Origin of the sequence: Pseudoalteromonas rubra, assembly GCF_005887115.1 — a bacterium.
Classification (GTDB): Bacteria; Pseudomonadota; Gammaproteobacteria; order Enterobacterales; family Alteromonadaceae; genus Pseudoalteromonas; species Pseudoalteromonas rubra_F.
Map to the genome: position 1 here is coordinate 32,364 of NZ_PNCJ01000041.1, position 22,607 is coordinate 54,970.

General features: G+C 47.8%; 24 protein-coding genes. 11 read left to right on the forward strand and 13 right to left on the reverse strand.

The genetic code is table 11. From position 1 onward, the window contains the following. Positions 1-2: 2 nt before the first annotated feature. The 3 genes from CWB98_RS20375 to tldD are packed head-to-tail and all read left to right on the forward strand — an operon-like array spanning position 3 to position 6,230. A complete protein-coding gene (locus tag CWB98_RS20375; protein ID WP_138546503.1) occupies positions 3-3,962 on the forward strand; it encodes a YhdP family protein in 3,960 nt (1,319 codons plus the stop codon). Then, positions 3,959-4,783 carry a carbon-nitrogen hydrolase family protein gene (locus CWB98_RS20380; protein WP_138546504.1) on the forward strand — a complete coding sequence of 275 codons (825 nt, stop codon included), beginning with the start codon at positions 3,959-3,961 and terminating at the stop codon, positions 4,781-4,783. The genes CWB98_RS20375 and CWB98_RS20380 overlap by 4 nt, the downstream gene beginning before the upstream one ends. Next, positions 4,776-6,230, forward strand: coding sequence for a metalloprotease TldD (gene tldD, locus CWB98_RS20385; protein WP_138546505.1), 1,455 nt, complete (start codon positions 4,776-4,778; stop codon positions 6,228-6,230). Before CWB98_RS20380 ends, tldD begins: the two co-directional genes overlap by 8 nt. 58 nt (positions 6,231-6,288) lie before the next feature. On the opposite strand, the gene yjgA is transcribed toward tldD, so the two are convergent. Next, complete coding sequence (gene yjgA, locus CWB98_RS20390; RefSeq protein WP_138546506.1) at positions 6,289-6,810, reverse strand: ribosome biogenesis factor YjgA; 522 nt, start codon at positions 6,808-6,810, stop codon at positions 6,289-6,291. Positions 6,811-7,003: 193 nt separating this feature from the next. Between yjgA and pmbA the strand changes: the two genes are divergently transcribed. Then, a complete protein-coding gene (gene pmbA, locus CWB98_RS20395) occupies positions 7,004-8,350 on the forward strand; it encodes a metalloprotease PmbA (protein WP_138546507.1) in 1,347 nt (448 codons plus the stop codon). 24 nt (positions 8,351-8,374) lie between these two features. On the opposite strand, the gene mgtE is transcribed toward pmbA, so the two are convergent. The 12 genes from mgtE to CWB98_RS20455 form a co-directional block, all read right to left on the reverse strand. After that, entirely contained in the window at positions 8,375-9,733 is a 1,359-nt protein-coding gene (gene mgtE / locus CWB98_RS20400) for a magnesium transporter (RefSeq protein ID WP_138546508.1), read from the reverse strand. 181 nt (positions 9,734-9,914) lie between these two features. Then, complete coding sequence (locus CWB98_RS20405) at positions 9,915-10,193, reverse strand: HPr family phosphocarrier protein (protein WP_138546509.1); 279 nt, start codon at positions 10,191-10,193, stop codon at positions 9,915-9,917. Continuing rightward, positions 10,190-11,035 (reverse strand): RNase adapter RapZ, encoded by an 846-nt coding sequence (rapZ, locus tag CWB98_RS20410; RefSeq protein ID WP_138546510.1) that lies wholly within the window; start codon positions 11,033-11,035, stop codon positions 10,190-10,192. The genes CWB98_RS20405 and rapZ overlap by 4 nt, the downstream gene beginning before the upstream one ends. Positions 11,036-11,047: 12 nt before the next feature. Then, the gene (locus CWB98_RS20415) at positions 11,048-11,503 is read right to left on the reverse strand and encodes a PTS sugar transporter subunit IIA (protein WP_138546511.1); all 456 of its coding nucleotides are present in this window, start codon (positions 11,501-11,503) and stop codon (positions 11,048-11,050) included. A gap of 2 nt (positions 11,504-11,505) precedes the next feature. Then, on the reverse strand, positions 11,506-11,793 hold the full coding sequence (gene hpf / locus CWB98_RS20420) for a ribosome hibernation promoting factor (protein ID WP_010386630.1): 288 nt from the start codon (positions 11,791-11,793) through the stop codon (positions 11,506-11,508). 25 nt (positions 11,794-11,818) lie between these two features. Continuing rightward, positions 11,819-13,327: an RNA polymerase factor sigma-54 gene (locus CWB98_RS20425; protein WP_138546512.1), complete on the reverse strand. Its 1,509-nt coding sequence runs from the start codon at positions 13,325-13,327 to the stop codon at positions 11,819-11,821. 44 nt (positions 13,328-13,371) lie between these two features. Further along, positions 13,372-14,097: an LPS export ABC transporter ATP-binding protein gene (gene lptB / locus CWB98_RS20430; protein ID WP_138546513.1), complete on the reverse strand. Its 726-nt coding sequence runs from the start codon at positions 14,095-14,097 to the stop codon at positions 13,372-13,374. After that, the gene (gene lptA / locus CWB98_RS20435; RefSeq protein ID WP_138546514.1) at positions 14,094-14,633 is read right to left on the reverse strand and encodes a lipopolysaccharide transport periplasmic protein LptA; all 540 of its coding nucleotides are present in this window, start codon (positions 14,631-14,633) and stop codon (positions 14,094-14,096) included. The genes lptB and lptA overlap by 4 nt, the downstream gene beginning before the upstream one ends. Beyond that, positions 14,623-15,177 (reverse strand): LPS export ABC transporter periplasmic protein LptC, encoded by a 555-nt coding sequence (gene lptC, locus CWB98_RS20440; RefSeq protein WP_138546515.1) that lies wholly within the window; start codon positions 15,175-15,177, stop codon positions 14,623-14,625. The genes lptA and lptC overlap by 11 nt, the downstream gene beginning before the upstream one ends. Further along, positions 15,174-15,725 (reverse strand): 3-deoxy-manno-octulosonate-8-phosphatase KdsC, encoded by a 552-nt coding sequence (gene kdsC, locus CWB98_RS20445; RefSeq protein ID WP_138546516.1) that lies wholly within the window; start codon positions 15,723-15,725, stop codon positions 15,174-15,176. Before kdsC ends, lptC begins: the two co-directional genes overlap by 4 nt. Next, positions 15,726-16,697, reverse strand: coding sequence for a KpsF/GutQ family sugar-phosphate isomerase (locus CWB98_RS20450; RefSeq protein ID WP_138546517.1), 972 nt, complete (start codon positions 16,695-16,697; stop codon positions 15,726-15,728). Positions 16,698-16,706: 9 nt separating this feature from the next. Then, entirely contained in the window at positions 16,707-17,666 is a 960-nt protein-coding gene (locus CWB98_RS20455; RefSeq protein ID WP_138546518.1) for a calcium/sodium antiporter, read from the reverse strand. Between the two features lie 228 nt (positions 17,667-17,894). Between CWB98_RS20455 and CWB98_RS20460 the strand changes: the two genes are divergently transcribed. From CWB98_RS20460 to murA, 7 genes are read left to right on the forward strand one after another with little or no spacing between them, the layout of a single operon-like run. Further along, on the forward strand, positions 17,895-18,701 hold the full coding sequence (locus tag CWB98_RS20460) for an ATP-binding cassette domain-containing protein (protein ID WP_138546519.1): 807 nt from the start codon (positions 17,895-17,897) through the stop codon (positions 18,699-18,701). Further along, complete coding sequence (gene mlaE / locus CWB98_RS20465) at positions 18,701-19,477, forward strand: lipid asymmetry maintenance ABC transporter permease subunit MlaE (RefSeq protein ID WP_138546520.1); 777 nt, start codon at positions 18,701-18,703, stop codon at positions 19,475-19,477. Before CWB98_RS20460 ends, mlaE begins: the two co-directional genes overlap by 1 nt. A 14-nt stretch (positions 19,478-19,491) precedes the next feature. Then, positions 19,492-20,037, forward strand: a complete 546-nt coding sequence (mlaD, locus tag CWB98_RS20470) for an outer membrane lipid asymmetry maintenance protein MlaD (protein ID WP_138546521.1) — start codon at positions 19,492-19,494, stop codon at positions 20,035-20,037. A gap of 5 nt (positions 20,038-20,042) precedes the next feature. Beyond that, positions 20,043-20,726, forward strand: coding sequence for an MlaC/ttg2D family ABC transporter substrate-binding protein (locus CWB98_RS20475; RefSeq protein ID WP_171045708.1), 684 nt, complete (start codon positions 20,043-20,045; stop codon positions 20,724-20,726). Continuing rightward, positions 20,719-21,012 (forward strand): STAS domain-containing protein, encoded by a 294-nt coding sequence (locus tag CWB98_RS20480; protein ID WP_054014289.1) that lies wholly within the window; start codon positions 20,719-20,721, stop codon positions 21,010-21,012. Before CWB98_RS20475 ends, CWB98_RS20480 begins: the two co-directional genes overlap by 8 nt. 5 nt (positions 21,013-21,017) lie before the next feature. After that, entirely contained in the window at positions 21,018-21,275 is a 258-nt protein-coding gene (locus tag CWB98_RS20485; RefSeq protein WP_010386610.1) for a BolA family protein, read from the forward strand. A gap of 12 nt (positions 21,276-21,287) precedes the next feature. Beyond that, positions 21,288-22,553, forward strand: a complete 1,266-nt coding sequence (gene murA / locus CWB98_RS20490) for a UDP-N-acetylglucosamine 1-carboxyvinyltransferase (protein ID WP_138546522.1) — start codon at positions 21,288-21,290, stop codon at positions 22,551-22,553. Positions 22,554-22,607 lie beyond the last annotated feature (54 nt).

The window sequence follows — 22,607 nt, forward strand, 5'->3', positions numbered from 1 at the left end:
ACATGATGCAAGTAAAGACGGTTTGCTTTTTTTGTGTGCGAAAAATATGGCAGGTGTTTGCTGTCACATTGGTACTGCTTGCCGTCTTGGTATCTCTGGTTAAATACAGTCTGCCTTATGCCAATGAGTATAAAAATGACATCGAATCGTTGCTCTACCAGCAGCTCGGCGTCGAGTTAAATATTGGTAGTATCAGTGCCAGCTGGCAGGGCAACGGACCCGCGCTGGTGCTTCGTGATGTCAGTTTTGAAGATAATCTTCGTTCTCCAATTTCTTTGCATATTGCACAAACGAGTTTGCAGCTCAACTTGGTTGAATCCGTCCGACAATGGAGATTGGTGTCCAACTATTTCGTGCTGGATGGATTTGATGCCACGCTAGATATCGGTGCGATGACGACTGATATGGAGGGGAGCAGCGGGGAGTTTGAGCAACAGGCGTTGATTGAAGAACTATTTTTGGGCGACACCGGGCATTTTGCTGTTCAGAATAGCCAAGTGACTTTACTGCTCAGTGACGATACTTCACATACTTTATTGGTGCCGGATCTGATCTGGCAAAATAGTGCAGACATGCATCATGGAGAGGGGCAAATCTCTTTGCCCGGACTGTCTAAGGGCCAAGTTAATGCGCGTTTTCGTTTCCATGGCCAGCAGCTTCATGCTATGGCGGGCGATATCTTTATCGATGCGCAACAGGTTGAGATAACGAGTTGGCTGCAGGCCTACCTTGACCCTCAATACAGCGACGTCACCTCCAGTGTTAGCATGCAGCTTTGGGCACAGTTGGAGCAAGGACAACTTAAAGATGTATTAGTGGATTGGTTACCCAGTCATATTAGCTGGCAGCAGGAGCAAGTCGACAAGCAACTGGGCGTGCAAGGTGGCTTTCTTTACTTGCAGCCAGCGCAAGGTGGTTGGGCGCTGAGCAGCTCCGAATTAAAGTTATCACAGGATAAGCAAAGCCTTGCACCTATGAGTATTCAGGGGCAATTCAGCGAGGGTGAACGCATCTTGTGGCTGCAGCAGTTGGATCTGACTTATGTTGCTCAGCTTGTATCGCTGACACACTTTGACTGGGCGAAGCAAGTAAAAACACTTTCTCCATTTGGTCAGGTTGCTGCGGCCAGGCTGTTACTTGAAGACGGTAAACCGATGTCTATGTGGTTGGCTCTGCAGGATATGGGCTGGTTGCAAAATGGCGGGATCCCGGGCTTTTCCGGATTGAATGCTGAGCTGACACTGGCCCCCGATCGTGGCGTGGTAACCGTGAGTGCTCAGAACCAAGCATTGCAGGTGGAAGAACAATTTATCGCGCCACTGGCAGTCAATGAACTCAATGGCGATATTCATTTTTACCTCGACGATGCGCAGCAATGGCACGTTTTATCGAATAACTTGTGGCTTAGCAATGATGATTTGAGCTTAGCTTTGGAGATGCACTTGCGTCTGTTGGATGAGCCAGAGCTTGATCTCTATGCCGATGTATTTGGTGGTGACGCCAGCATAGCTGGGCGGTATTTTCCGCTACAACTGATGAATGAAAACCTGGTCGACTATTTGAATAATGGGATCCAGGGAGGACGACTAAGACATACTCAGGTATTGTTGTCCGGACCGTTGAGCCAATTCCCCTATCGCGGTCATCAGGGCCGTTTTGAAGTGTTGGCGCGTATTGATCAGGCTAAATTTGCTTTTGCACCTGACTGGGCGGCTTTGCACGATGGTGATGTGACTCTGCACTTTGCGGATGAGCGGATGGATATCACTGTGAATCAAGGCACATTATTAAACCAGGAATTGGACACTGGGGTAGTTGTCAGCCTGGCTGACCTTGAACAAACAGATCTGCTGACCGTGAATATTGCCCATACCACAGAGGCCAGCACCCTGGCCGCATTTTTTAGTGCAACACCCATCGCAGACCCTCTTGCTGATATTCTTCAGGTTGCTCAGGTCCAGGGAGATGTAACGGGCAATGTGGACCTGTTAATTGATTTGGCTTCGCTGGATGTCAATGTGCTGGGATCCGTTGAATTTACAGATAATGCGCTCTATCTGCAACAGCCGGGTATGGCGCTCGATAAGTTGAGTGGTACGCTTAATTTCATTGATGACAATATTGAGCTGGAGAATACACGAGCATTGTGGCGCGGTATGCCTTTGCTATTTAGTTTATCCGGACAAGGAGACAGCAGTCGCTATCGTTTGGGAATAGAAACAAGGCTGAGTGCAGACAGTGACAAGCTGATGCCGCTGACACAAGGTTTGATGGATGGGTTTGTAGATGGACAGGCGCTACTGGCTGGCAGTGTGATGCTCGATTTTACGGAGCAAGGATTCAGCTATGAAGCAAACTTCAGGTCAGACTTGCACGGTGCGGCAATAGAATTACCCAAGCCAGTTGGTAAGCAGGTCAATGAGCGTATGCAATTACAAGCACAAGTGCGTGGCGATGACATTTCGAACCTAATCAGCGTGGCGCTGGGGGAACAACTCTATTTTGATGGCATTTTGGACAACAACAGCGGCACGATTGAGCGTGCTCAGCTGGTTCTTGCCAAAGATAATAGTGCGTTAAGTGAGCCTGGCTTTAACATCGCAATTACTCAGCCTCAGCTGTCTCTGGCACCTTGGTTGCCTTTTATTGAACGTATCATTGAGCAGGTTGAGCAACCGTCAACTGAACCGGGGATCTTGCCTGCCTTTGGTGAGCTACGTGCCCAAGTTACGCAGCTGAATGCGCTTGAGCTCGCAGTCAGTGACTTTGAGTTAAGCTTAACTCCGGGTGCCCAGGGATTACAGGCCAGATTGAATGGCAAGGAACTGCGAGCACAGGTGCAAATCCCGGACAGCAAGTCAACGCAGCCAATTCAGATCCAGGCGGATTACCTGCGTTTGAACCCCATTCCTATAGAGGAAAATGCGGTCACAGCAGAAGATGCGCCACAAGATGAAGGCACTCAAGAATCACATCAATGGTTAGCAAGTATGCCGGCTATTGAATTAAACTGTGATGACTGCAAAATTGCCCAGTATCAGCTCGATAAGGTCAACCTGACATTAGCGGGTAATGGTGAAGAGTTGCTGATAAATCAGCTGAGCGTTGATAAGGGGGACCACTTGCTAACGGGCAATGGGGGGTGGCGCGATGGTCGAACCTACTTTAATGGAACCCTTGTCAGTGACGATTTTGGTCAACTCATGGAAGAGTTTGATATTACCTCAAGCGTTCAGGACTCCAGTGCTGATATTGAGTTTGTACTGAGTTGGGCTAAACCTCCTTATGAATTTGATGTTGCCAGCTTGGATGGAGAAGTTAAATGGCAACTGGGTGAGGGACATTTGGCGGAGATAAGTGATCATGGGGCACGCGTGTTTTCTTTACTCAGTCTGGATTCGCTGGTGCGCAAGCTCAAGCTAGACTTTCGTGACGTGTTTGCAAAAGGGTTTTTTTACAACCAAATTGATGGGACATTCCAGCTGAACAATGGAGTTGTCTATACGGAAGACACTCAATTGGATGGAGTGCCAGCTGATTTGTCTGTCAGAGGCTATGCAGATCTAAATAGCCAGGCCATTGATTATGAATTGGCTGTGGCGCCTCAGGTCACCTCGAGTTTACCTGTTATTGTTGGCTGGATGGTTAACCCCGTGACGGGTCTTGCCGCATTAGCAATAGACAAGGTGATCCACTCCGCGCGCGTGATCTCAGAAATTAAGTTCAAAGTGACAGGCACTATGACGGAACCTGTCGTCACGGAGCTGGACCGTAAGAGCCGGGAAGTTGAATTACCTAAACCTCCGAATGCTGAGCCTGATAACGCTGAGGGGCCAGCACAGCTTCAACAGGAAGTGAAACAAACTGAGCAGCCAGGAAAACAGGGCACACCGGAAGTCGGTACGAGTACTGCAGTTAAGACAGCTGCAGAACCTTCGATGGTTAACGAGGAAAAGCCATGAGTATCAGTCATATCTATACCGTGCAAATGTGTTCGGGGACACACCCTGCACACAACCTGAAGCAGTTGCGGGAACTACTTAAGACACAGACCCTAAAGCAGCCTGCGTTGGTGTGTTTGCCCGAATCATGGCTGGCGTTTTGCGAAACGCCTCAACAGACACTGGCACAAGCTGAGGAAAGTCATAACTGGATCGGACAAATTCAACAGCTTTGTCGAGACTTTGATATTTGGTTAGCTGCGGGCACCATCGCGATTAAAGATGGTGAGGGTCGTTATTATGCTGCCAGCTTATTGTTTAACAATGAAGGGACTGAAGTTGCACGCTATAATAAGATCCATCTGTTTGATGCGGATGTTGCAGACAATGCGGGGCAATATCGGGAATCTACCTTGACCCGCGCCGGCGAAAACGTGGTCACTGTGGCAAGCCCTTTTGGCCGCATTGGGCTGAGTGTCTGCTATGATGTGCGCTTTCCAGGCCTTTATCAAATGATGCGTGAACAGGGAGCTGAGACAATACTGGTACCCAGTGCATTCACAACCGTAACCGGCGATGCGCATTGGCAGACTTTGTTGCGAGCGCGGGCGATAGAAACACAATGTTATGTGGTGGCTGCGGCTCAGGTTGGGCATCACGAAAATGGTCGGCAAACCTATGGCCATAGCATGATAGTGTCTCCCTGGGGGACTTGTTTGGCAGAAGCTTCAACCCAAGTGGAAATTATTCACGCACAAGTTGACCTGGCTGCACTACACGCCATCCGACAGAAAATGCCGGTTGCGGCACATAACCGATTTAAGAGCGATTTTTATGAGTAATTTTGGTAGCGAGCACGTTGAACAACATTTACTGACTGACAGTGACTTAACCCGTGAGCAGCTGCAGCAGACGCTGGCATACATTCATCAGCACAAGGTGGATTATGCTGATCTGTATTTCCAATCCAGCTATCACGAGACCTGGGTGCTGGAAGATGGGTCTGTCAAAGAGGGGAGTTACAATATAGAACGCGGTGTTGGAGTGCGTGCTGTGAGTGGTGAAAAAACTGGTTTTAGTTACTCAGATGCCATAAATATGGAAGCATTAAATCAGGCAGCTATGGCGGCCAGAAGCATTGCACAGCAGGGGGAAGACAAGCAGGTGCAGGTGTTCAGTGATGTTAAAGCCGCGACCCAGTTTGAGGCAACTCAGCCGCTGCTGAGTATGAGTGATTCTGAAAAAGTTGCTTTATTACGCGAACTAGAAGCCGCAATCCGTGAATTGGCTCCGGAGGCTGAGCAGGTAGTAAGTTCAATGGCGGCTGTATACGAGGAAGTATTGGTTGCGGCCAGTGATGGCACGTTTGCAACGGATATTCGTCCTCTGGTACGTTTAAATTGTTCTGTATTATTGGCTAAAAATGGTCGCCGGGAGCGCGGTAGCGCGGGGGGCGGCGCACGTCTGGACTACAACTATTTTCGCGAGTTGGTAGATGGCAAACCGCGCTGGCAACAATACGTCTCCAAAGCCGTTCACCAAGCCCGGGTAAACCTGGAAGCAGTTGATGCGCCAGCGGGCACTATGCCTGTGGTATTGGGTGCTGGCTGGCCTGGTGTGTTACTGCATGAAGCTGTTGGCCATGGTCTTGAAGGCGACTTTAATCGCAAAGGAGCATCTGCGTTTAGCGGTCGTGTCGGTGAGCAAGTGGCATCCAGCCTGTGTACTGTGGTAGACGATGGTACTATGAATGATCGCCGAGGCTCATTGAACATTGATGATGAAGGGACGCCGGCCGGTTATAACGTCCTCATCGAAAAGGGGGTGTTGAAAGGTTATATGCAGGATAAGCTCAATGCCAGGTTGATGGGCGTGGCGCCGACAGGTAATGCCAGACGTGAATCATACGCACACTTACCAATGCCAAGAATGACCAATACCTATATGCTGCCTGGTGAACATAGCCAGAGCGAGATAATTGCCTCGGTCAAGAAGGGGATTTTCGCTCCTAACTTCGGTGGTGGTCAGGTGGACATTACATCTGGTAAGTTCGTGTTTTCTGCATCTGAGGCCTATTTGATTGAAGATGGTAAAGTTACACAGCCCATAAAAGGCGCTACGCTGATCGGTAATGGCCCAGATGTAATGCAAAAAATTTCAATGGTAGGTAATGATCTGGAATTAGATACGGGTGTCGGTGTCTGTGGTAAAAACGGTCAGAGTGTGCCTGTTGGAGTGGGTCAGCCTAGCTTGAAAATTGATGAGCTCACTGTCGGTGGTACGGCATAAGAAGTCACCCGCAGTAGAACAAAGTGCGTGATACTGCGGGTAGATAGAGCGACTATTGTTATGGCAAGATCAATTCTTTAAGCAACTGAAATAGCTCTTTGTATCCTTTCCCCGGTTTCTCCGCTTGTTGCTCTTTTTTTGCCTGACGAACTAATTGCCTGAGTTTTTGACGTTCCAGCGTCGGGTGCTGATCAAGCAGGGCGTTGATCTTGTCGTCTCCTTTGGCGATCAGTTCATCTCTGAGTTTTTCGACCTGATTGAGCAATACATCGGCCTGGTTGTTCCTGTTTAATATCAGGTCCAAGCTTTGCTGTAATTCATCCACATTACTGGTGGTACGCAATTGTTTGGCGATGAAGTTCAGATGACGGCGGTAAGCATCATGTTTACCACGCAGTTTATCGGCCAAATCCATAGCTGCAACCAGCTCAGGGGTGAGTGGGATCTTTTCTCTTTGTTTTTTACCTAACTGGGCGATATCAACACCAAGCTGGTGGTACTGCTGTGCATCGCGTTTCAGTTCGCTTTTCGAGACATAAATAATTTCTTCTTCTGGCTCTGGAGTCGGTTTTTTGGCCATGGTGTCGCACTTACTTAAGTTATTAATGAACAGATTATACCAGAAGTAAGAAAAGCAGTAACGTTTGCAATAACACCTGCATATGATGCGTGCATTATACACGCAAGGTAACCAGAATCTTTGTGCGAGCCACAGCGTAATGGCCCGGGCTGTGTTAGGATTAAGGAAGAACTATGATTTGTGGAAGAAAAACATGAGCCAGCAGCAAGATCCCATTTGGACGCAGATTGATGAAGTAAAACAGGCAGTGTCCGATGTCCTTGACTACGCAAAGCAACTTGGCGCAACCTCTGCTGAGGCGTCGATGAGCCGGACTTCGGGTTTGTCAGTCAGCACCCGTATGGGTGAAGTTGAAACGATAGAATTTAATCAAGATGGTGGACTGGGGCTGAGTGTGTATGTGGGTCAGCACAAAGGCTCTGCATCAACTGCCGATCTGGGTCATAGCGCCTTACGCTCGGTGGTGGAAAAAGCGGTTGAAATTGCCAAGTTTACCTCCGACGATCCGTGCAATGGTGTGGCCGATGCGGATCTAATGCCAACACAAGTACCTGATTTGGATCTGTTTCACCCTTGGGCTCTGACCCCAGAAGAAGGTGTAAAGCGATGTCTTGAAGCCGAGCAGGCTGCATTGAATTTCGATCCTCGCATTGTCAACTCTGATGGGGCCAGTGTGGCCAGTCATCAGGGGTTGCGTGTTTATGGCAATAGCCATGGTTTTTTGGCAGGGTTCCCGCGTACCCGACATACTTTAAGTACCATGGTGATTGGCGAAGAAAATGGCGTGATGCAACGCGACAACGCCTACTCAATTTCACGTTTGCATACTCAACTGCGTGATGCCACAGCCGTGGGGGTGGAAGCGGCAGAGTCAACACTGGCAAAGTTAAATAGCCGTAAGCTGGATACCATGCGGGTGCCTGTGGTGTTTCGTGCGGACATTGCTAACAGCCTGTTTGGTCATTTGGTATCGGCAATTGGTGGTGGTGCCTTATATCGCAAGTCGAGTTTCTTGTTGGATAGTCTGGGAAGCGAAGTGTTTGACCCTTGTGTGTCTATAAAGGAGCAGCCGCACATGCTTCAGGCCTTGGCGTCTAGCCCGTTTGATGCGGAAGGTGTCAGAACAACAGCACGCGATATTATCAGTAATGGTGTGTTGGAAACATATCTGTTACCCAGCTATGCCGCCAGACGCTTAGGTATGCGCAGCACTGGTCATGCCGGCGGGATCCACAACTGGCTGGTGCAAGCAACAGAACCTGATCTTGCTGCTGTGTTACGCACAATGGGACGCGGCTTGTTGGTAACTGAGTTAATGGGTCAGGGGGTGAACACTGTGACTGGCGACTACTCGCGCGGCGCTGCTGGTTTTTGGGTGGAAAATGGAGAGATTCAATATCCGGTCAGTGAGATTACCATTGCCGGCAATCTCAAAGAGATGTTTAAGTCAGTCAAAGCAATTGGCGGAGACATTGAAACTCGAGGTGCAGTACAAACTGGCTCAGTGCTTATTGAAAGCATGCAAATTGCTGGTCAGTAATAATTATCGCTGAAGACCGGCTGCTTAAACCAGCAGCCAGGTTGCAGTGCCCAGGAAGGCAAAAATACCTACGATATCGGTGACCGTCGTCAGCACCACACTGCCTGCCAGAGCTGGGTCTATGTTCATTCTTTTTAGAATTAGAGGAATGCTGGCACCAGCAATACCTGCGGCGACAAGGTTCATAAACATTGCAAAGGCGATCACGCCACCGAGTACAAAATCCCATTGCCACAGTGCTATCACACCAGCAATGAGCAGTGACCATAGCAGGCCGTTGAGTGCCCCAATCGCTAACTCTTTTCCGAGCAGAAAGCGTTGGTTAGTGGCATTTACGTGGCCAAGTGCAATACCACGAATAACCAGAGTCAGAGTCTGACTACCGGCAACCCCACCCATACTTGGAACTATGCCATTTAAGACAGCCAGGATTGGTAAAATATCTAAGGTGCCTTCAAAAAAGCTGGCAACAAAAGCGGCCATCAGTGCAGTAAGTAGATTGATCCCCAACCAGATTGAACGGCGCCGGCTACTTTTCCATACTGGCGCAAAGGTATCTTCCTCGTCATCAAGACCAGCCATACTCATCAGGCTGTGCTCTGCATCTTCACGAATAACATCAACGATGTCATCGATGGTGATACGGCCCAGCAGATGTGCGTTATCGTCGACGACCGGGGCTGAGATCCAGTTGTGACGCTCAAACAATTGAGCGACATCGCTTTCATCCATGGAAATGGGGATGGTCTCACGCTCATCATTCATAAGCTCCTTGACGAGCTTATCAGGCTGGCTGGTGAGTAACATACTGATAGACAGGGATCCCAAAAAGCAATTGTCTTTGTCAACGACATACAGGTCATCGGTACCAGCAGGCAGATCACCTTTAAGGCGCAAGTAACGCAAGACAACGTCCAAAGACACATCCGGGCGAATAGTCACCGTATCTGTGTTCATCAGGGCGCCAGCGGAGTGCTCTACATAAGATAGCGCCTGTGTCGCTCTGGCTCTGTCTTGCGAATCCATAGCACCGATAACATCCTGATAAACAGGGTCTGGCAGGCTTCTCAGGACCTCACCAAGGTCGTCATCGTCCATGTCCTCGGTTGCCGCAGCAATGAGCTCAGGTTCCATCTTGGCGATGATGCTAAGTCGTACGTCTTCTGACAGCTCTTCTAATACGTCACCCTGAATATCCGGGTCAACCAACTGCCAAAGCAGCGTTCTGACCTTATGCGGAGAGGACTCAAGGAGTAATGCGGTGTCGCAGGGTGGAATTTCGGCTAATGTGCGCCTGACTTGAACAAACTGACCACTGTTGAGGGCATTGGTAACTTGCTGTAATAGCTCCAGTGTGTAGTCTTGTTCAAAAACTTCAGGCATAGGCGTCCCAGATTGGATAGTCGACAATTAAGCTTGTCATGAGTGTAAAGCGCACTGATTATAGGCTTATGATAATTATAGCTGTTTTAATATCAATTAGTATAACTAAAAAAGTAGCATTAAGTGATGCAAATAGCCTTGTCAGGGCGCATGTGGTGGCTGTGTAAAAAGGGGAAGAGCGTTACTCGGATTCGTTAAATTTGTCGTCTATCAGATTACCAATTGCACTTAAAGCTTGCTCGGCATCAGGCCCTTCACATACGACTTTGACTTCCTTACCCTGGCTGCTTTCCAGCAGCAGTAGCGCCAACACGCTGTCGCCCTCAGCCGCTTTGTCTCCCTGAAAGAGCATGATATTGGCATCGAACTGAGCGGAAAGCTCAGCCAGAACACTGGCTGCACGAGCATGCAGGCCCAATTTATTTTGGATCAAAAAGGTATCTTCAAAGCGTTGTGTCATTTTTCTTGTTCGCGGTGATGGATTTTCACGTTGCTATGTGTTCGGGCAAAGCGCTCACCCAACGTTTGAGCCAAGTAAACAGAGCGATGTTGACCGCCAGTACAACCAATTGAAATTGTCAGATAACTGCGGTTGTTACGCTCAAGGTGTGGTAGCCAGGTTTGCACAAAGGTTTGTATTTGCCAGGTGAACTTTTGTACCAGGCTATGGCTAGCTAGATAGTCAATGACAGGCTTATCTAATCCAGTCAAAGGCTTAAGCTCTGGCTCCCAGTGAGGGTTAGGGAGAAAACGGGCATCAAAAACATAATCAGCTTCTTTGGGGATACCATGTTTAAAACCAAATGATTCGAACGTAATAATTAATTGCTTGTCTTTTTTACCCAGTATTTTCTCACGGATCTGCTCTGCGAGCTGATGAATGCTCATGTCCGTTGTATCGATTGTAATATTAGCGCGGCGGATCAATGGGTCCAGCAGCTCTTTTTCTTTTTTGATCGCTTTGTCTAGCGATAGATCCGCTAATGACAGTGGGTGCAGACGGCGTGTTTCTGAGAAGCGGCGGATCAGGATTTGATCTTCACTATCCAGGTAAAAAATATTTGGCTCAGCAAAGCCCGGTAAATACTCCAGGATATCGTCGAGTTCTTGTTGATCTTTTGGCAGGTTGCGCACATCAATACTGACGGCAATTTTATCGTAGCTGTCGGATACACTGCGCACTAACGCGGGCAGAAGGTTAACAGGGATATTATCGGCGCAGTAGTAACCAAGGTCTTCCAGTACACGCAAAGCGACCGATTTTCCCGAGCCAGAACGACCACTGACAATAATTAGCTGCACAAAAACTCTCCGTTAGTTGTCAAACTCTTCAATTATCGAGAATAACTCCTGATCATCGTGAGCTTGTCTGATACGTTTACAAAACACCTTGTTTTTAAGTTTATCAGCGATTGTTGCCAAGGTCTGCAAATGTTGTTGATTTTCTCCCTCGGGTACGATGAGTGCCACAAAAATGTCGACGGGTTGATTGTCGATGGCGTCAAAAGCAATACCTTGTTGGTTAACGAGGAGCATAGCGACGACTTTATCGATCCCCGGAAGGCGGCCGTGGGGTAATGCAATCCCCTTGCCGATACCTGTGCTGCCAAGTTTTTCTCTACTGAGTAGCGAATCCAGAATATCATGGGCATTGCTGTCTGGCAGCTGACTATGTGCCAACTCGCTGATGTATTCTAAAATACGTTTTTTGCTATTAAAAAGGACCGCAGCTTTGCTGCAGTCCTGTGAAATCAATGAGCTTAGTTTCATGATTAGTGTCGAGTTAGCTTCTCTTTGTGCTTGATCACCTGACGATCAAGCTTATCGATGAGTCCGTCTATTGCGGCATACATATCCCGGTGTTCGGTCGAGGCGAAAATCTCCCCTCCGTTCACATGTAATGTGGCTTCTGCTTTTTGGATGAGCTTTTCGACATCTAGGATGACATGCACATTGTTGATGTGATCAAAGTGCCTTTCTAGCTTCGCAAACTTGTTTGTTACATAGTCTCTTAACGAATCGGTGATTTCTACATGTCGACCAGTTAAATTTAGTTGCATAAGCATTTTCCTTCTGTAGTTACGTCTAAATCAGGCTTTTACGCTGATTCGACGGTGGGATAGCCAAAGACTCTCGGTATTTGGCAATTGTACGTCTAGCCACTTTGATCCCTTGATCTGCTAATACATCCGCAATTTTGCTGTCACTCAATGGCTTAGCTGTATTCTCTGCGGCAATTAGCTTTTTGATCAATGCTCTGATTGCAGTCGAAGAGCATTCTCCTCCGTTTTCAGTGCTGACATGGCTTGAGAAGAAATACTTCAACTCATAAATACCGCGTGGCGTGTGCATATACTTTTGCGTTGTTACACGTGAAATCGTGGACTCATGCATGTCGACCATTTCGGCCACATCATTGAGGACCATCGGCTTCATTGCCTCGGGGCCATGTTCAAAGAATGCCTGTTGTTGTTGCACAATGCAATTGGTAACTTTCAATAAAGTTTCATTGCGGCTTTCAAGACTTTTAATAAACCATTTTGCCTCTTGCAAGTGCGAGCGGATAAATTGGCTGTCTGTACTCGACTTGACTGAACGGGACATAGCAGCATAGTGATCGTTTACTCTGATCTTCGGCATAGAGTCCGGATTGAGTTCAACAACCCAGCGGCCTTTCACTTTTTTCACCGAGACATCCGGTATCACATAGTCTGCTTCTTCTTGCACTATGCTGGCGGCTGGCTTTGGGTTAAGACTGTGGATCAGGGTCATGACTTCTTTAAGCTCAGCTTCTTTGAGCTTAGTCTTTTTCATCAAAGTGCGGTAATCGCGGCTGGCCAGCAAATCAATGTGCTCAGTCAGGATTTCTTTGGTTTGAGTGAGCCAGGGGGTGTTGCGATCAAACTGGTTGAGCTGGATACACAAGCATTCCTGCAAGCTGCGCGCTGCAATGCCAACGGGATCGAATAATTGCACCCGTTTCAGTACGGCTTCAACTTCGTCCAGTTCTATGTGTTCGTCGTCATTGTCCTGATTCATGCTCTCAACAATGTCTTCGCAGCTGATGGTCAATAAACCAGCGTCGTCAACGGCTTCGACGATTGCCAGAGCAATGGCTCTGTCAGTTGGGCTAAAGGGAGTGAGCTCCAGTTGCCACATCATGTATTCTTGCAGCGTCTCAGTAGTTTTGCCCTGATAGATGGTTTCATCTTCTGGCATCGGGCCAGAGCTGCTTGCCGGGGCGGCACTGATGTACTCATCCCAGGTGACGTCCATTGCCAGATCCTCACTGACTGTGTCTTTGTTTAATGCAGCGTCGCTGTCTTGCTCATAGTCACTGACAGCCGAGTCCTCAAAGCTGTCACTATCATTGGTTGCGTGTTGGTCTAACTCAGTATCCGATTTGGACTGTGTTTCATTATCGTGTGATTCAGACTCACCTTCTTCCACTTCCAACAAAGGATTGCTATCAAGCGCTTCTTGGATTTCTTGTTGGAGATCTAGCGTACTCAACTGTAACAGACGAATAGCCTGTTGCAGCTGTGGTGTCATTGTCAGTTGCTGCCCCATGCGCAGCTGTAGCGATTGCCTCATGTATCTCTAACAATCCTTTTTGTTATTTACTTCTAATCTTATAACTATAGCCTGAATTGCTCACCTAGGTAGACATCCCGCACGGTTTGATCGGCCAGAACATGCTCCGGGGTGCCTGCTGCTATCAGTTCACCATGTGACACTATATAAGCTTTCTCACAGACGTCCAGCGTTTCACGCACATTGTGGTCTGTAATCAATACGCCGATACCGCGGTTTTTTAGGTGTTCAATAATTTTCTTTATATCTAACACTGAAATGGGATCAACACCAGCGAAAGGCTCATCCAATAAGATAAATTTTGGATCTGCCGCAAGTGCACGTGCAATTTCTACCCGACGTCGTTCACCGCCCGACAATGCCATGCCCTGGCTGTCGCGGATATGCTGAATATTAAACTCATCTAATAACTCGTTGAGGATGACTTCTCTTTGCTCTTTATTAAGTGCTTTACGAGTTTCCAGAATCGCCATCAGGTTTTGATAGACAGTTAGCTTGCGGAAGATCGAGGACTCTTGTGGCAAATAACCAATGCCCAGGCGTGCTCGGCTGTGCATTGGGAGCAAAGTGATATCTTGGTCATCGATATGGATGCTGCCCTTATCGCTGGGTACCAGACCCACGATCATGTAGAAAGTTGTGGTTTTACCCGCACCATTAGGGCCCAGGAGGCCAACAATGCTGCCAGCTTCAACGCTCAATTCGACGTTTTTGACAACTTGTCTGCCCTTGTAGCTCTTGGCCAGTGCTGTGGCTGTTAACTTACTCACGGATTACCCTTCTTTTGTGAATTCTTACTGCTCTCTTTTTCAGGTAAAAGAATGGTTCTTACACGATTTTTCTCTTGATCGCCCCGTTGCGCGCTGATCAGCTTTTTTTCCATATCATAAACTATGGTTTGTGCGCTGATTTTCTGGCCTGCCTGACTTATTTCTGCACCGCCTTTGATGGTCAGCATGCGGTTTGCCACATCATAACGGACTTCTTTGGCGGTTGCTTTTAATAGTGAGCCATCTGCCTGGCGCTCTTGAAACACCGCCGGGCTACCTGTAGCAACCAGTAGTTGCTTGTTTTTGCCTAGTTCTTCTCTACGATGGACTTCAAGACGATCTGCCAAAATTGTTCGGTCACCATGGATGATTTCAACGTTCTCTTCGAATACGCCGATATTGGTTTGCAATTGGGCCAGCTGAGTTCCCGAGCTGATAATGACCTGGTCGGCTACCGTATCTTCTGCATAAGCACTTGGGTGAAAAGCACTTAATGTGCACAGCAGGATCAGGGAATAAGTTAATTTATTGCTCATAATAAATCGTTTTAGTGTGGTTGATGAGTTCAATGATTTCGGTATTGAGATCGGCAACCAACCCCTTACCCGAAATGGTTAAGTTAGGCCCAGTAATTTCAACCGGGTGCTCGGAGCGCATGTGTTTTTCGCTAATATCGACTTGTACATGATCCGCATTGATGTGCTTTATCATCGCATTGTCGGTCAGGTTTGTTGCTTGCACTTTACCCTCTAATATCAGCGTGTTGTTGCCATATAAAGTGGCTTCATTGGCTTTTAATTGCCAGTTTTGCTGATCGTTGTGAAGTGTAAAAATGGGCGCAGTAAAGTGGCTGAAGCCGAGTTCCTGATAGAGCTCCATTCTGTCAGCGGTGATTTGGTAGCTAAGCTGGCCATTCTCGGCATAATTAGTCTGCTTAAGATCGAGCGCGACATAGTCAGGCTTGGCTAACACTTCTTCTGATTGTGGCGCTGTTTGACCTGATTGCGTTAAATAAGGGTACCACAGCCAAAGCATGGTCAGGCTGAATGCAAAGAGCAATAAGACACGAAGCACGGTCATATGCTGCTGCCTTCATATCCTAAGGGTTTATTCTGGCACAGCAACAGTAAGTCAGTCAGTTCGCGTACTGCACCATAGCCGCCTGGCAATAGGGTGGTGTAGTCAGCATGACGGATCACCATTGGGTGCGCATCATTCACCGCGACAGACAGGCCAACCTTGAGCATCACAGGTAAATCTGGGGCGTCATCGCCAATGTAAGCAATCTCATGGTCTGCAAGTTGCAGTTTATCTTTCAATTCAGCGTAACCTTGCAACTTGTTCTCCATCCCCTGATAGATATGTTTAACGTTGAGGCTAGTCATACGTTGCTTAACTATCTGTGAATGTCGGCCAGTGATGACTGCAACTTCGACGCCGCCGTTGATCAATGCTTTGATCCCAAAGCCATCTTTAGTATTGAAGGCTTTAAGCTCTTCACCTTGGTTGCCCAGATAAATACGGCCATCAGAGAATACCCCATCGATATCACAGATCAGGAGTTTAATAGCCTGCGCTTTATGAACAACTGCGTTGTCAATGGGCTGATATAGGTCAGAAAACAGCATTTATAATACTCCTGCTCGCAGTAAATCTTGCATATTTAACGCGCCGATTGGGCAACCTTGCTCATCAATAACAATGAGACCATTGATGCGTTTTTTCTCCATGATATGCAGTGCTTCTGCTGCCAACATATCCCGTGTCACTGTAGTACAGTGCTTCGTCATCACAGATTCGATTAAAGTGTTATGTAAATCAAGTCGTTGTTCAATAATACGGCGTAAGTCCCCATCTGTGAACAAGCCTCTGAGTTGACCTTTGTCATCGACAATGGTGGTCATACCCAGACCTTTGCCTGACATTTCAAATAAGGCGTCAGTTATAGTGCAGCCTAGCGCCACAATGGGCACCGCTTTACCTGTGTGCATCACATCCGCTAATGTAAGCAGCAGACGTTTTCCCAGGCTGCCTCCGGGATGAGACAGGGCAAAATCATCAGCTGTAAAGCCTCGGGCTTCCAGCAAAGCTACCGCCAACGCATCTCCCATTACCAGAGTAGCTGTGGTACTGGCTGTTGGTGCCAGCCCCAGCGGGCAGGCTTCTTTTGATACTTTAATACACAGGTGGATATCTGCCAGTCTGGCCATGCTCGACTCAGCGTTCCCTGTCATACTGATGACCTGTGCGCCAATGCGTTTAATCACAGGCACAATGGCCAGTACTTCATGGGTTTCCCCGGAATTTGAGATCAGAAGCACAACATCGTCGGTCGTGATCATCCCCAAATCACCATGACTTGCTTCACCTGGGTGAACAAAAAACGCAGGTGTACCTGTGCTGGCAAGCGTGGCGGCTATTTTATTGCCGATATGACCTGACTTGCCCATACCAACGACAATAATACGACCACGACACTGCAACATGAGTTCACAGGCAGCAGCAAACTGGGTGTCAATATATTGGGTTATTTCTTCAATAGCCTGCTTTTCTATCTCCAAGACTTGTTTGGCAGAACCAATAAAATTATGGGTGTTCATGCTGCTTCCTCAAATAATGAAGTACATATAACCGGCGAAAGCGCTCAAGAGCAAACCACCTTCAAAACGATTGATCTGTCGGCGACCTTTGAGGCTCAGGCTCATTACTACCAGTGCGGCGGTTGCGCCCAGCATGACATAGATGTCTCGGTTAGCGATGTTACTGTCCAGTTCTGCAGGGTTAAGGATCCCTGCGATAGACAAGACTGCCAGAATATTAAAGATGTTCGAACCGATTATATTGCCCAGCACCAGGTCATCTTCATTTTTAAGAACACCAGCTACGCAAGCGGCGAGTTCAGGTAAGCTCGTTCCGATAGCGATGATTGTCAGGCCGATCAGCAGGTCACTCATGCCAAAATATTTTGCAATATCTACCGCTGAATCGACTAGGTAGTCAGCACTGACTGGCAGTAGGATCATACCGACGACCAGCCAGAATATAGCCTTGCTCATCGGGACATCACTCGGTACTTCGTCGCAGGCTTCTGAAATCAGTGGGTCGTCCTGGTCGGTTTTACCGGTTTTAGAGATGTAGATGAGACCGCCGATGAAGACCAAAAAGCCAATCAGCAACAGCCAGCCTTCGAGCGCGCTAAAATGGTTGTCGCTGATGATAAACCACGCAGCCAATGACACGACAACCAATAGTGGTATTTCACGTTTTAAAATGCCAGAGCCGACGCCAAGCGGGCGTAACATCGCGGTGATGCCAAGTACCATCAGAATATTTGCAATGTTTGAACCTACGGCATTACCAACGGCGGTGTCTGTTTTGTCAACCAGCGCTGCTTGCGCGGCGACCATCATCTCAGGTGCTGATGAGCCCATTGCAACGATAGTCAAACCCACAATTAACGTTGGTACCCCAAGGTTTTTAGCCAGTGCAGCCGCGCCATACACGAAGCGATCTGCACTCCAAACCAGGGCAATGAATCCAAGAATGAGAATGACAAACGATAAAACCATGAAGTCTAAGCCAAGTTACTAAATTCAATGGCGCTGATAGTATCAAATAGCTTATCAAATGTATAAATAAAGTCATCGGCTTTGGGCAATGCAAACGCAGAGAGTAGTGTCAATTTCCTACAAGATTTGTGGTGAATGAATTACAAAATTTTACCATTAAGGGTTTTCCATCTCGCGGCAAAACAACGTATTATTCCACAATTGAAAAAGTATGATGTGGAGAGCGACTTGACGCAGTCAATAGTTGAAGTCAGGGATTTGACCTTTTCTCGTGGTGAAAGGACAATCTACAAAAATATGAGTTTCTCCGTTCCCAAAGGGAAAATTACGGCCATCATGGGACCCAGTGGTATCGGTAAAACCACCATGTTGCGTCTGATCGGAGGTCAACTCAAGCCGGATAGTGGTGAGATCCTCTTCTCTGGTGACAGCATTCCTTCTATGTCTCGTCAGGCATTGTATCAGGCACGTAAGCGCATGAGCATGTTGTTCCAAAGCGGGGCCTTGTTCACGGATATGTCTGTTTTTGACAATATCGCCTTCCCACTGCGCGAGCATACCAAACTAAGTGAAGAGCTGATCCGTCTGGTGGTGCTTATGAAGCTGCAGGCGGTTGGTCTGCGTGGCGCTCGGGATCTCATGCCCTCGGAGTTGTCGGGGGGGATGGCGCGCCGTGCAGCGCTGGCCAGAGCCATCGCGCTTGACCCGGAACTGATTATGTATGACGAGCCGTTTGCAGGGCAAGATCCCATTTCTATGGGGGTCTTAGTGCGCCTGATTAAATCGCTGAATGAAGTATTGGGATTATCCTCTTTGATAGTAACGCACGATGTAACCGAGGTACTAAGTATCGCCGATCATGTTGTGATCATTGCGGAGCAAGGTGTTATCGGCAGTGGTACGCCGGAGCAGATGTTGGCCCATGAATCACCTCTGGTTCAACAATTCTTGCAAGGCCATTCTGACGGGCCGGTACCATTCCACTTTGATGCAGCTCCTTACGAAGATGAGTTACTTGCAGGGGGAAGCCATTAATGGATTTTTTGCAGAAATTGGGCCATAAGACGCTGAATCGATTTGCTTCATTAGGTCGAGCGACCAGAATGCTGATAGGGGCGCTGTGCAGTATGCCCAATATCAGAAAAGGCGGGCCTTTGTTGGTACGCCAGCTTTATATGGTTGGCCATCAGTCGTTGCTTATCATTATGGTCTCTGGTCTGTTTATTGGCATGGTATTGGCTTTACAAGGATACACAGTACTGGTTGATTACGGGGCTGAAGACAGTCTGGGTCCGCTTGTCGCGCTGAGTTTATTGCGAGAACTGGGACCTGTGGTTACAGCACTACTGTTTGCAGGTCGTGCGGGCAGTGCATTGACCGCGGAAATAGGCCTCATGAAAGCGACTGAGCAACTATCCAGTCTTGAAATGATGGCAATTGATCCTTTAAAACGGGTGATTTCACCGCGTTTTTGGGCAGGCTTCATCAGCATGCCGCTGCTTGCTTTGATTTTTTCCGCTATCGCCATTCTTGGTGCGCACTTAGTTGGTGTCGATTGGCTGGGTGTCGATTCAGGTAGCTTCTGGTCCATTATGCAATCTCAGGTCTCTTTTGAGCAGGATATTGTCAATGGTTTGATTAAAAGTTTTGTATTTGCGCTCATCGTGACCTGGATTGCGCTATACAAAGGATATGACTGTATCCCAACGTCTGAGGGGATCAGTAAAGCCACTACAGAAACGGTGGTTCATTCTTCTCTTGCTGTTCTGGGCTTCGACTTTGTTCTGACAGCAGTGATGTTTTCAAGTTAAGGGTTTGTAGAAACATGAATACACGGAAAATTGAAATACTTGTAGGCCTATTCGTTGCCTTGGGTGTGGCCGCCTTTGTTATGCTAGCACTCAAGGTTGCGAATGCAGGGATCAGCGGCAATAGTGAAACCTACACACTGCAGGCCAAATTTGACAACATCGGGTCACTTAAAACACGCGCACCTATCAAAGTGGGTGGAGTAGTGATTGGTCGTGTTGACGGGATCAGTATCCATCCGCAAGAGTTTGTGCCTGTCGTAAGTATGAGTATTGACAGACATTATGAGTGTCAGTTTTCAGATACTACGTCGGTCTCTATTCTCACCTCAGGTATATTAGGAGAGCAATATCTGGGTATTTCCCCGGTGATTGCCTCTAAATCCGCCAAGCAGAGCTGTCTAGGCGAGGAAGTGGTAAACAACGATGAGCTCGACCTGGGTGAACTGTTTGGCGTTGAAAGCGCTGCACTTAAAGATGGTGATATGATCACCGATACTAAGTCTGCATTAGTTCTGGAAGAACTGATCGGCCAATTCCTGTTCAATCAAAGTAGTGAGTAATAACCATGATGGCGAAAGTTTTGGGATTCATCGCAAGTGTTTTTATGATTGTACTTGCCAGTACCGTGTCTGCCAGCGAAGTCGATCTGACTAACCCTTATACTATGGTACAACAAGTTGCAGATAATACTTTTAAACGTGTAACCAAAGATCAGGCTAAAATTGAGCAGAGCAAAGAGCACCTCAGAGTCATCGTAGAAGAAGAGCTGTTGCCGTATATCGATTACAAATATGCTGCCTATCGGGTATTGGGCAGTCATATTCAGAAAGTCCGTAATATCGAGGATAAGGAAGAGAAGCGCCAGGCGATAGAGCATATCCGTATTTTTATTGACGTGTTTAAGTCATATCTGGTTGCGACGTATGCAGGGGTGTTCACTCAATATACAGACCAGAAAGTCGAGTTTGAACCAGCTCGTGACGCTGAAGATGATAAAATTGCCATTGTGAAAACTAAGATCGTTGAAGCCGGGAAGCCGGATATTAAAATCGATTTTAAAGTGCGCCGAGATAGCAATGGCCATTGGCGTGCCTTTGACATGATGGCAGAAGGGATCAGTCTATTGGATGCCAAGCAATCTGAGCTGCACGGTATATTACGCCAGCAAGGCATTGAGCATGTAATTGAGTTACTGGACAAGAAAAGCAAACTGCCTGTGCAGTTTCGAGGTGATGACGGCAATGCCTAATTTGCAATTTACCAAACCCGCTGCAGACACTGTGGCGGTCGTCGGGGAATTAACCCGAGATAGTCTCACAAATGAATCGCTTCTTAACCAGTTGCTAGAAAATGCGCAGTCAGTCCTGTATTTTGACCTTTCTGAGGTATCCAGGGTTGACACCGCGGGCTTAGCTTGGTTAATTCACTCTTTAGGCAAATTAAAGCAGCAAGACGTACGTCTTGAGTTAAAAAATGTACCTGATCAGCTACAAAACCTAATGGCATTAGGTCAGGTCAGTAACCTATTTGAGTGAGTCCAATGGAAACAAACCAAGTCGAAGCTTTACTACAAGAAGCGCTGGAACTTGACGAAGTCAAAGTTAAATCAGAAGGCAGCCATTACGAAGTGATCGCGGTTGGCGGTTGTTTTGAAGATCTGCGCCGGGTTAAGCGCGAACAAATGGTCTACGCCCCCTTGATGGAAGTGATTAAAGACGGAACAATCCACGCCGTTAGCATCAAAGCTTTCACGCCCACAGAGTGGCAACGCGAGCGCAAATTTATCTTACCTCAATAATCTGGAGCCACAATGGATCAGTTTGTTATCCAAGGTGGCACCACTTTAAACGGTGAAGTCACTATTTCCGGGGCTAAAAACGCAGCCCTGCCGATTCTGTTTGCGGCACTCCTTGCCGATGGAAAAAGCACATTCAGTAATGTACCAAGACTCAGGGATATAGGGACTACAGAAGCCTTACTGCGCACCTTAGGTGCTGAGGTCAACTGGCGCGGTCAGTTGTTAGAGATTGATGGTGCCAAGGTTGATAAAGTTCTGGCACCTTACGAGCTGGTTAAACAGATGCGTGCATCAGTACTGGCGCTGGGCCCCTTACTTGCGCGCTTTGGCAAAGCACAGGTATCGCTACCCGGTGGCTGCGCTATCGGCGCGCGTCCAGTGGATTTGCATATTTCCGGTCTGGAGAAAATGGGCGCGACCATTCGTGTTGAAAATGGCTATATCAATGCCGATATTGCACAAGGGAAACGGTTGCATGGAGCAGAAATCTTCATGGAAACGGTCTCGGTAGGTGCAACTGAAAACCTCTTGATGGCGGCAACGCTGGCAGAAGGTAAAACGGTATTGGAAAATGCGGCTCGTGAGCCCGAAATCGTCAATCTGGCAGAGTGTCTGGTTGCCATGGGGGCCAAAATATCCGGTGCCGGATCCAGCCGTATTGAAATAGAAGGGGTGGAAGCCCTGCATGGTTGTGAGCACAAGATCCTCCCAGACAGAATAGAAACTGGTACCTTTTTAGTTGCCGCGGCGATGAGTGGCGGAGAGGTTTTGTGTAAAAACACAGATTATCATAGCCTTGAGCCCGTACTAGATAAATTGCGTGATGCCAATGCCCTTGTTGAGGTGGCTGAAGATAGCATTTTTGTCAGCATGCAAGGCCGCACGCTGCAAGGGGTGAACATTAAAACCATGCCACACCCAGGCTTTCCAACCGATATGCAGGCGCAGTTTACGGCACTCAATGTGGTTGCTAATGGTAGTGCGACTATTACTGAGACGATTTTCGAAAACCGTTTTATGCATGTACCTGAGCTGCAGCGTATGGGCGCGAATATTCGTCTTGAGGGCAATACTGCTTATTGTGGTGAGACCGAGTTTTTATCAGGTGCGCAGGTCATGGCAACCGACTTACGGGCATCGGCCAGTTTGATCTTAACCGGCATTGTTGCCAGTGGTGAAACCGTTGTCGATCGCATTTACCATGTTGACCGCGGTTATCAGCGTATTGAGGATAAGCTTAGTAAGCTGGGCGCTAAGATTAAGCGCCGCCATAATTAAGCAAATTTATGAAAATTAAAAAAGCGAGCTGAGCTCGCTTTTTTGTTGTCTTGA

Coding starts and splice junctions, on each gene's coding strand:
- CWB98_RS20450 (WP_138546517.1), bottom strand. CDS start 16,697: ATGAACACCCATAATTTTATTGGTTCTGCCAAACAAGTCTTGGAGATA.
- CWB98_RS20475 (WP_171045708.1), top strand. CDS start 20,043: ATGATGGCGAAAGTTTTGGGATTCATCGCAAGTGTTTTTATGATTGTA.
- mgtE (WP_138546508.1), bottom strand. CDS start 9,733: ATGCCTGAAGTTTTTGAACAAGACTACACACTGGAGCTATTACAGCAA.
- CWB98_RS20380 (WP_138546504.1), top strand. CDS start 3,959: ATGAGTATCAGTCATATCTATACCGTGCAAATGTGTTCGGGGACACAC.
- CWB98_RS20455 (WP_138546518.1), bottom strand. CDS start 17,666: ATGGTTTTATCGTTTGTCATTCTCATTCTTGGATTCATTGCCCTGGTT.
- mlaE (WP_138546520.1), top strand. CDS start 18,701: ATGGATTTTTTGCAGAAATTGGGCCATAAGACGCTGAATCGATTTGCT.
- lptA (WP_138546514.1), bottom strand. CDS start 14,633: ATGAGCAATAAATTAACTTATTCCCTGATCCTGCTGTGCACATTAAGT.
- kdsC (WP_138546516.1), bottom strand. CDS start 15,725: ATGCTGTTTTCTGACCTATATCAGCCCATTGACAACGCAGTTGTTCAT.
- CWB98_RS20405 (WP_138546509.1), bottom strand. CDS start 10,193: ATGACACAACGCTTTGAAGATACCTTTTTGATCCAAAATAAATTGGGC.
- hpf (WP_010386630.1), bottom strand. CDS start 11,793: ATGCAACTAAATTTAACTGGTCGACATGTAGAAATCACCGATTCGTTA.
- mlaD (WP_138546521.1), top strand. CDS start 19,492: ATGAATACACGGAAAATTGAAATACTTGTAGGCCTATTCGTTGCCTTG.
- CWB98_RS20375 (WP_138546503.1), top strand. CDS start 3: ATGATGCAAGTAAAGACGGTTTGCTTTTTTTGTGTGCGAAAAATATGG.
- CWB98_RS20415 (WP_138546511.1), bottom strand. CDS start 11,503: ATGAAACTAAGCTCATTGATTTCACAGGACTGCAGCAAAGCTGCGGTC.
- CWB98_RS20480 (WP_054014289.1), top strand. CDS start 20,719: ATGCCTAATTTGCAATTTACCAAACCCGCTGCAGACACTGTGGCGGTC.
- yjgA (WP_138546506.1), bottom strand. CDS start 6,810: ATGGCCAAAAAACCGACTCCAGAGCCAGAAGAAGAAATTATTTATGTC.
- lptC (WP_138546515.1), bottom strand. CDS start 15,177: ATGACCGTGCTTCGTGTCTTATTGCTCTTTGCATTCAGCCTGACCATG.
- CWB98_RS20485 (WP_010386610.1), top strand. CDS start 21,018: ATGGAAACAAACCAAGTCGAAGCTTTACTACAAGAAGCGCTGGAACTT.
- tldD (WP_138546505.1), top strand. CDS start 4,776: ATGAGTAATTTTGGTAGCGAGCACGTTGAACAACATTTACTGACTGAC.
- pmbA (WP_138546507.1), top strand. CDS start 7,004: ATGAGCCAGCAGCAAGATCCCATTTGGACGCAGATTGATGAAGTAAAA.
- murA (WP_138546522.1), top strand. CDS start 21,288: ATGGATCAGTTTGTTATCCAAGGTGGCACCACTTTAAACGGTGAAGTC.
- CWB98_RS20425 (WP_138546512.1), bottom strand. CDS start 13,327: ATGAGGCAATCGCTACAGCTGCGCATGGGGCAGCAACTGACAATGACA.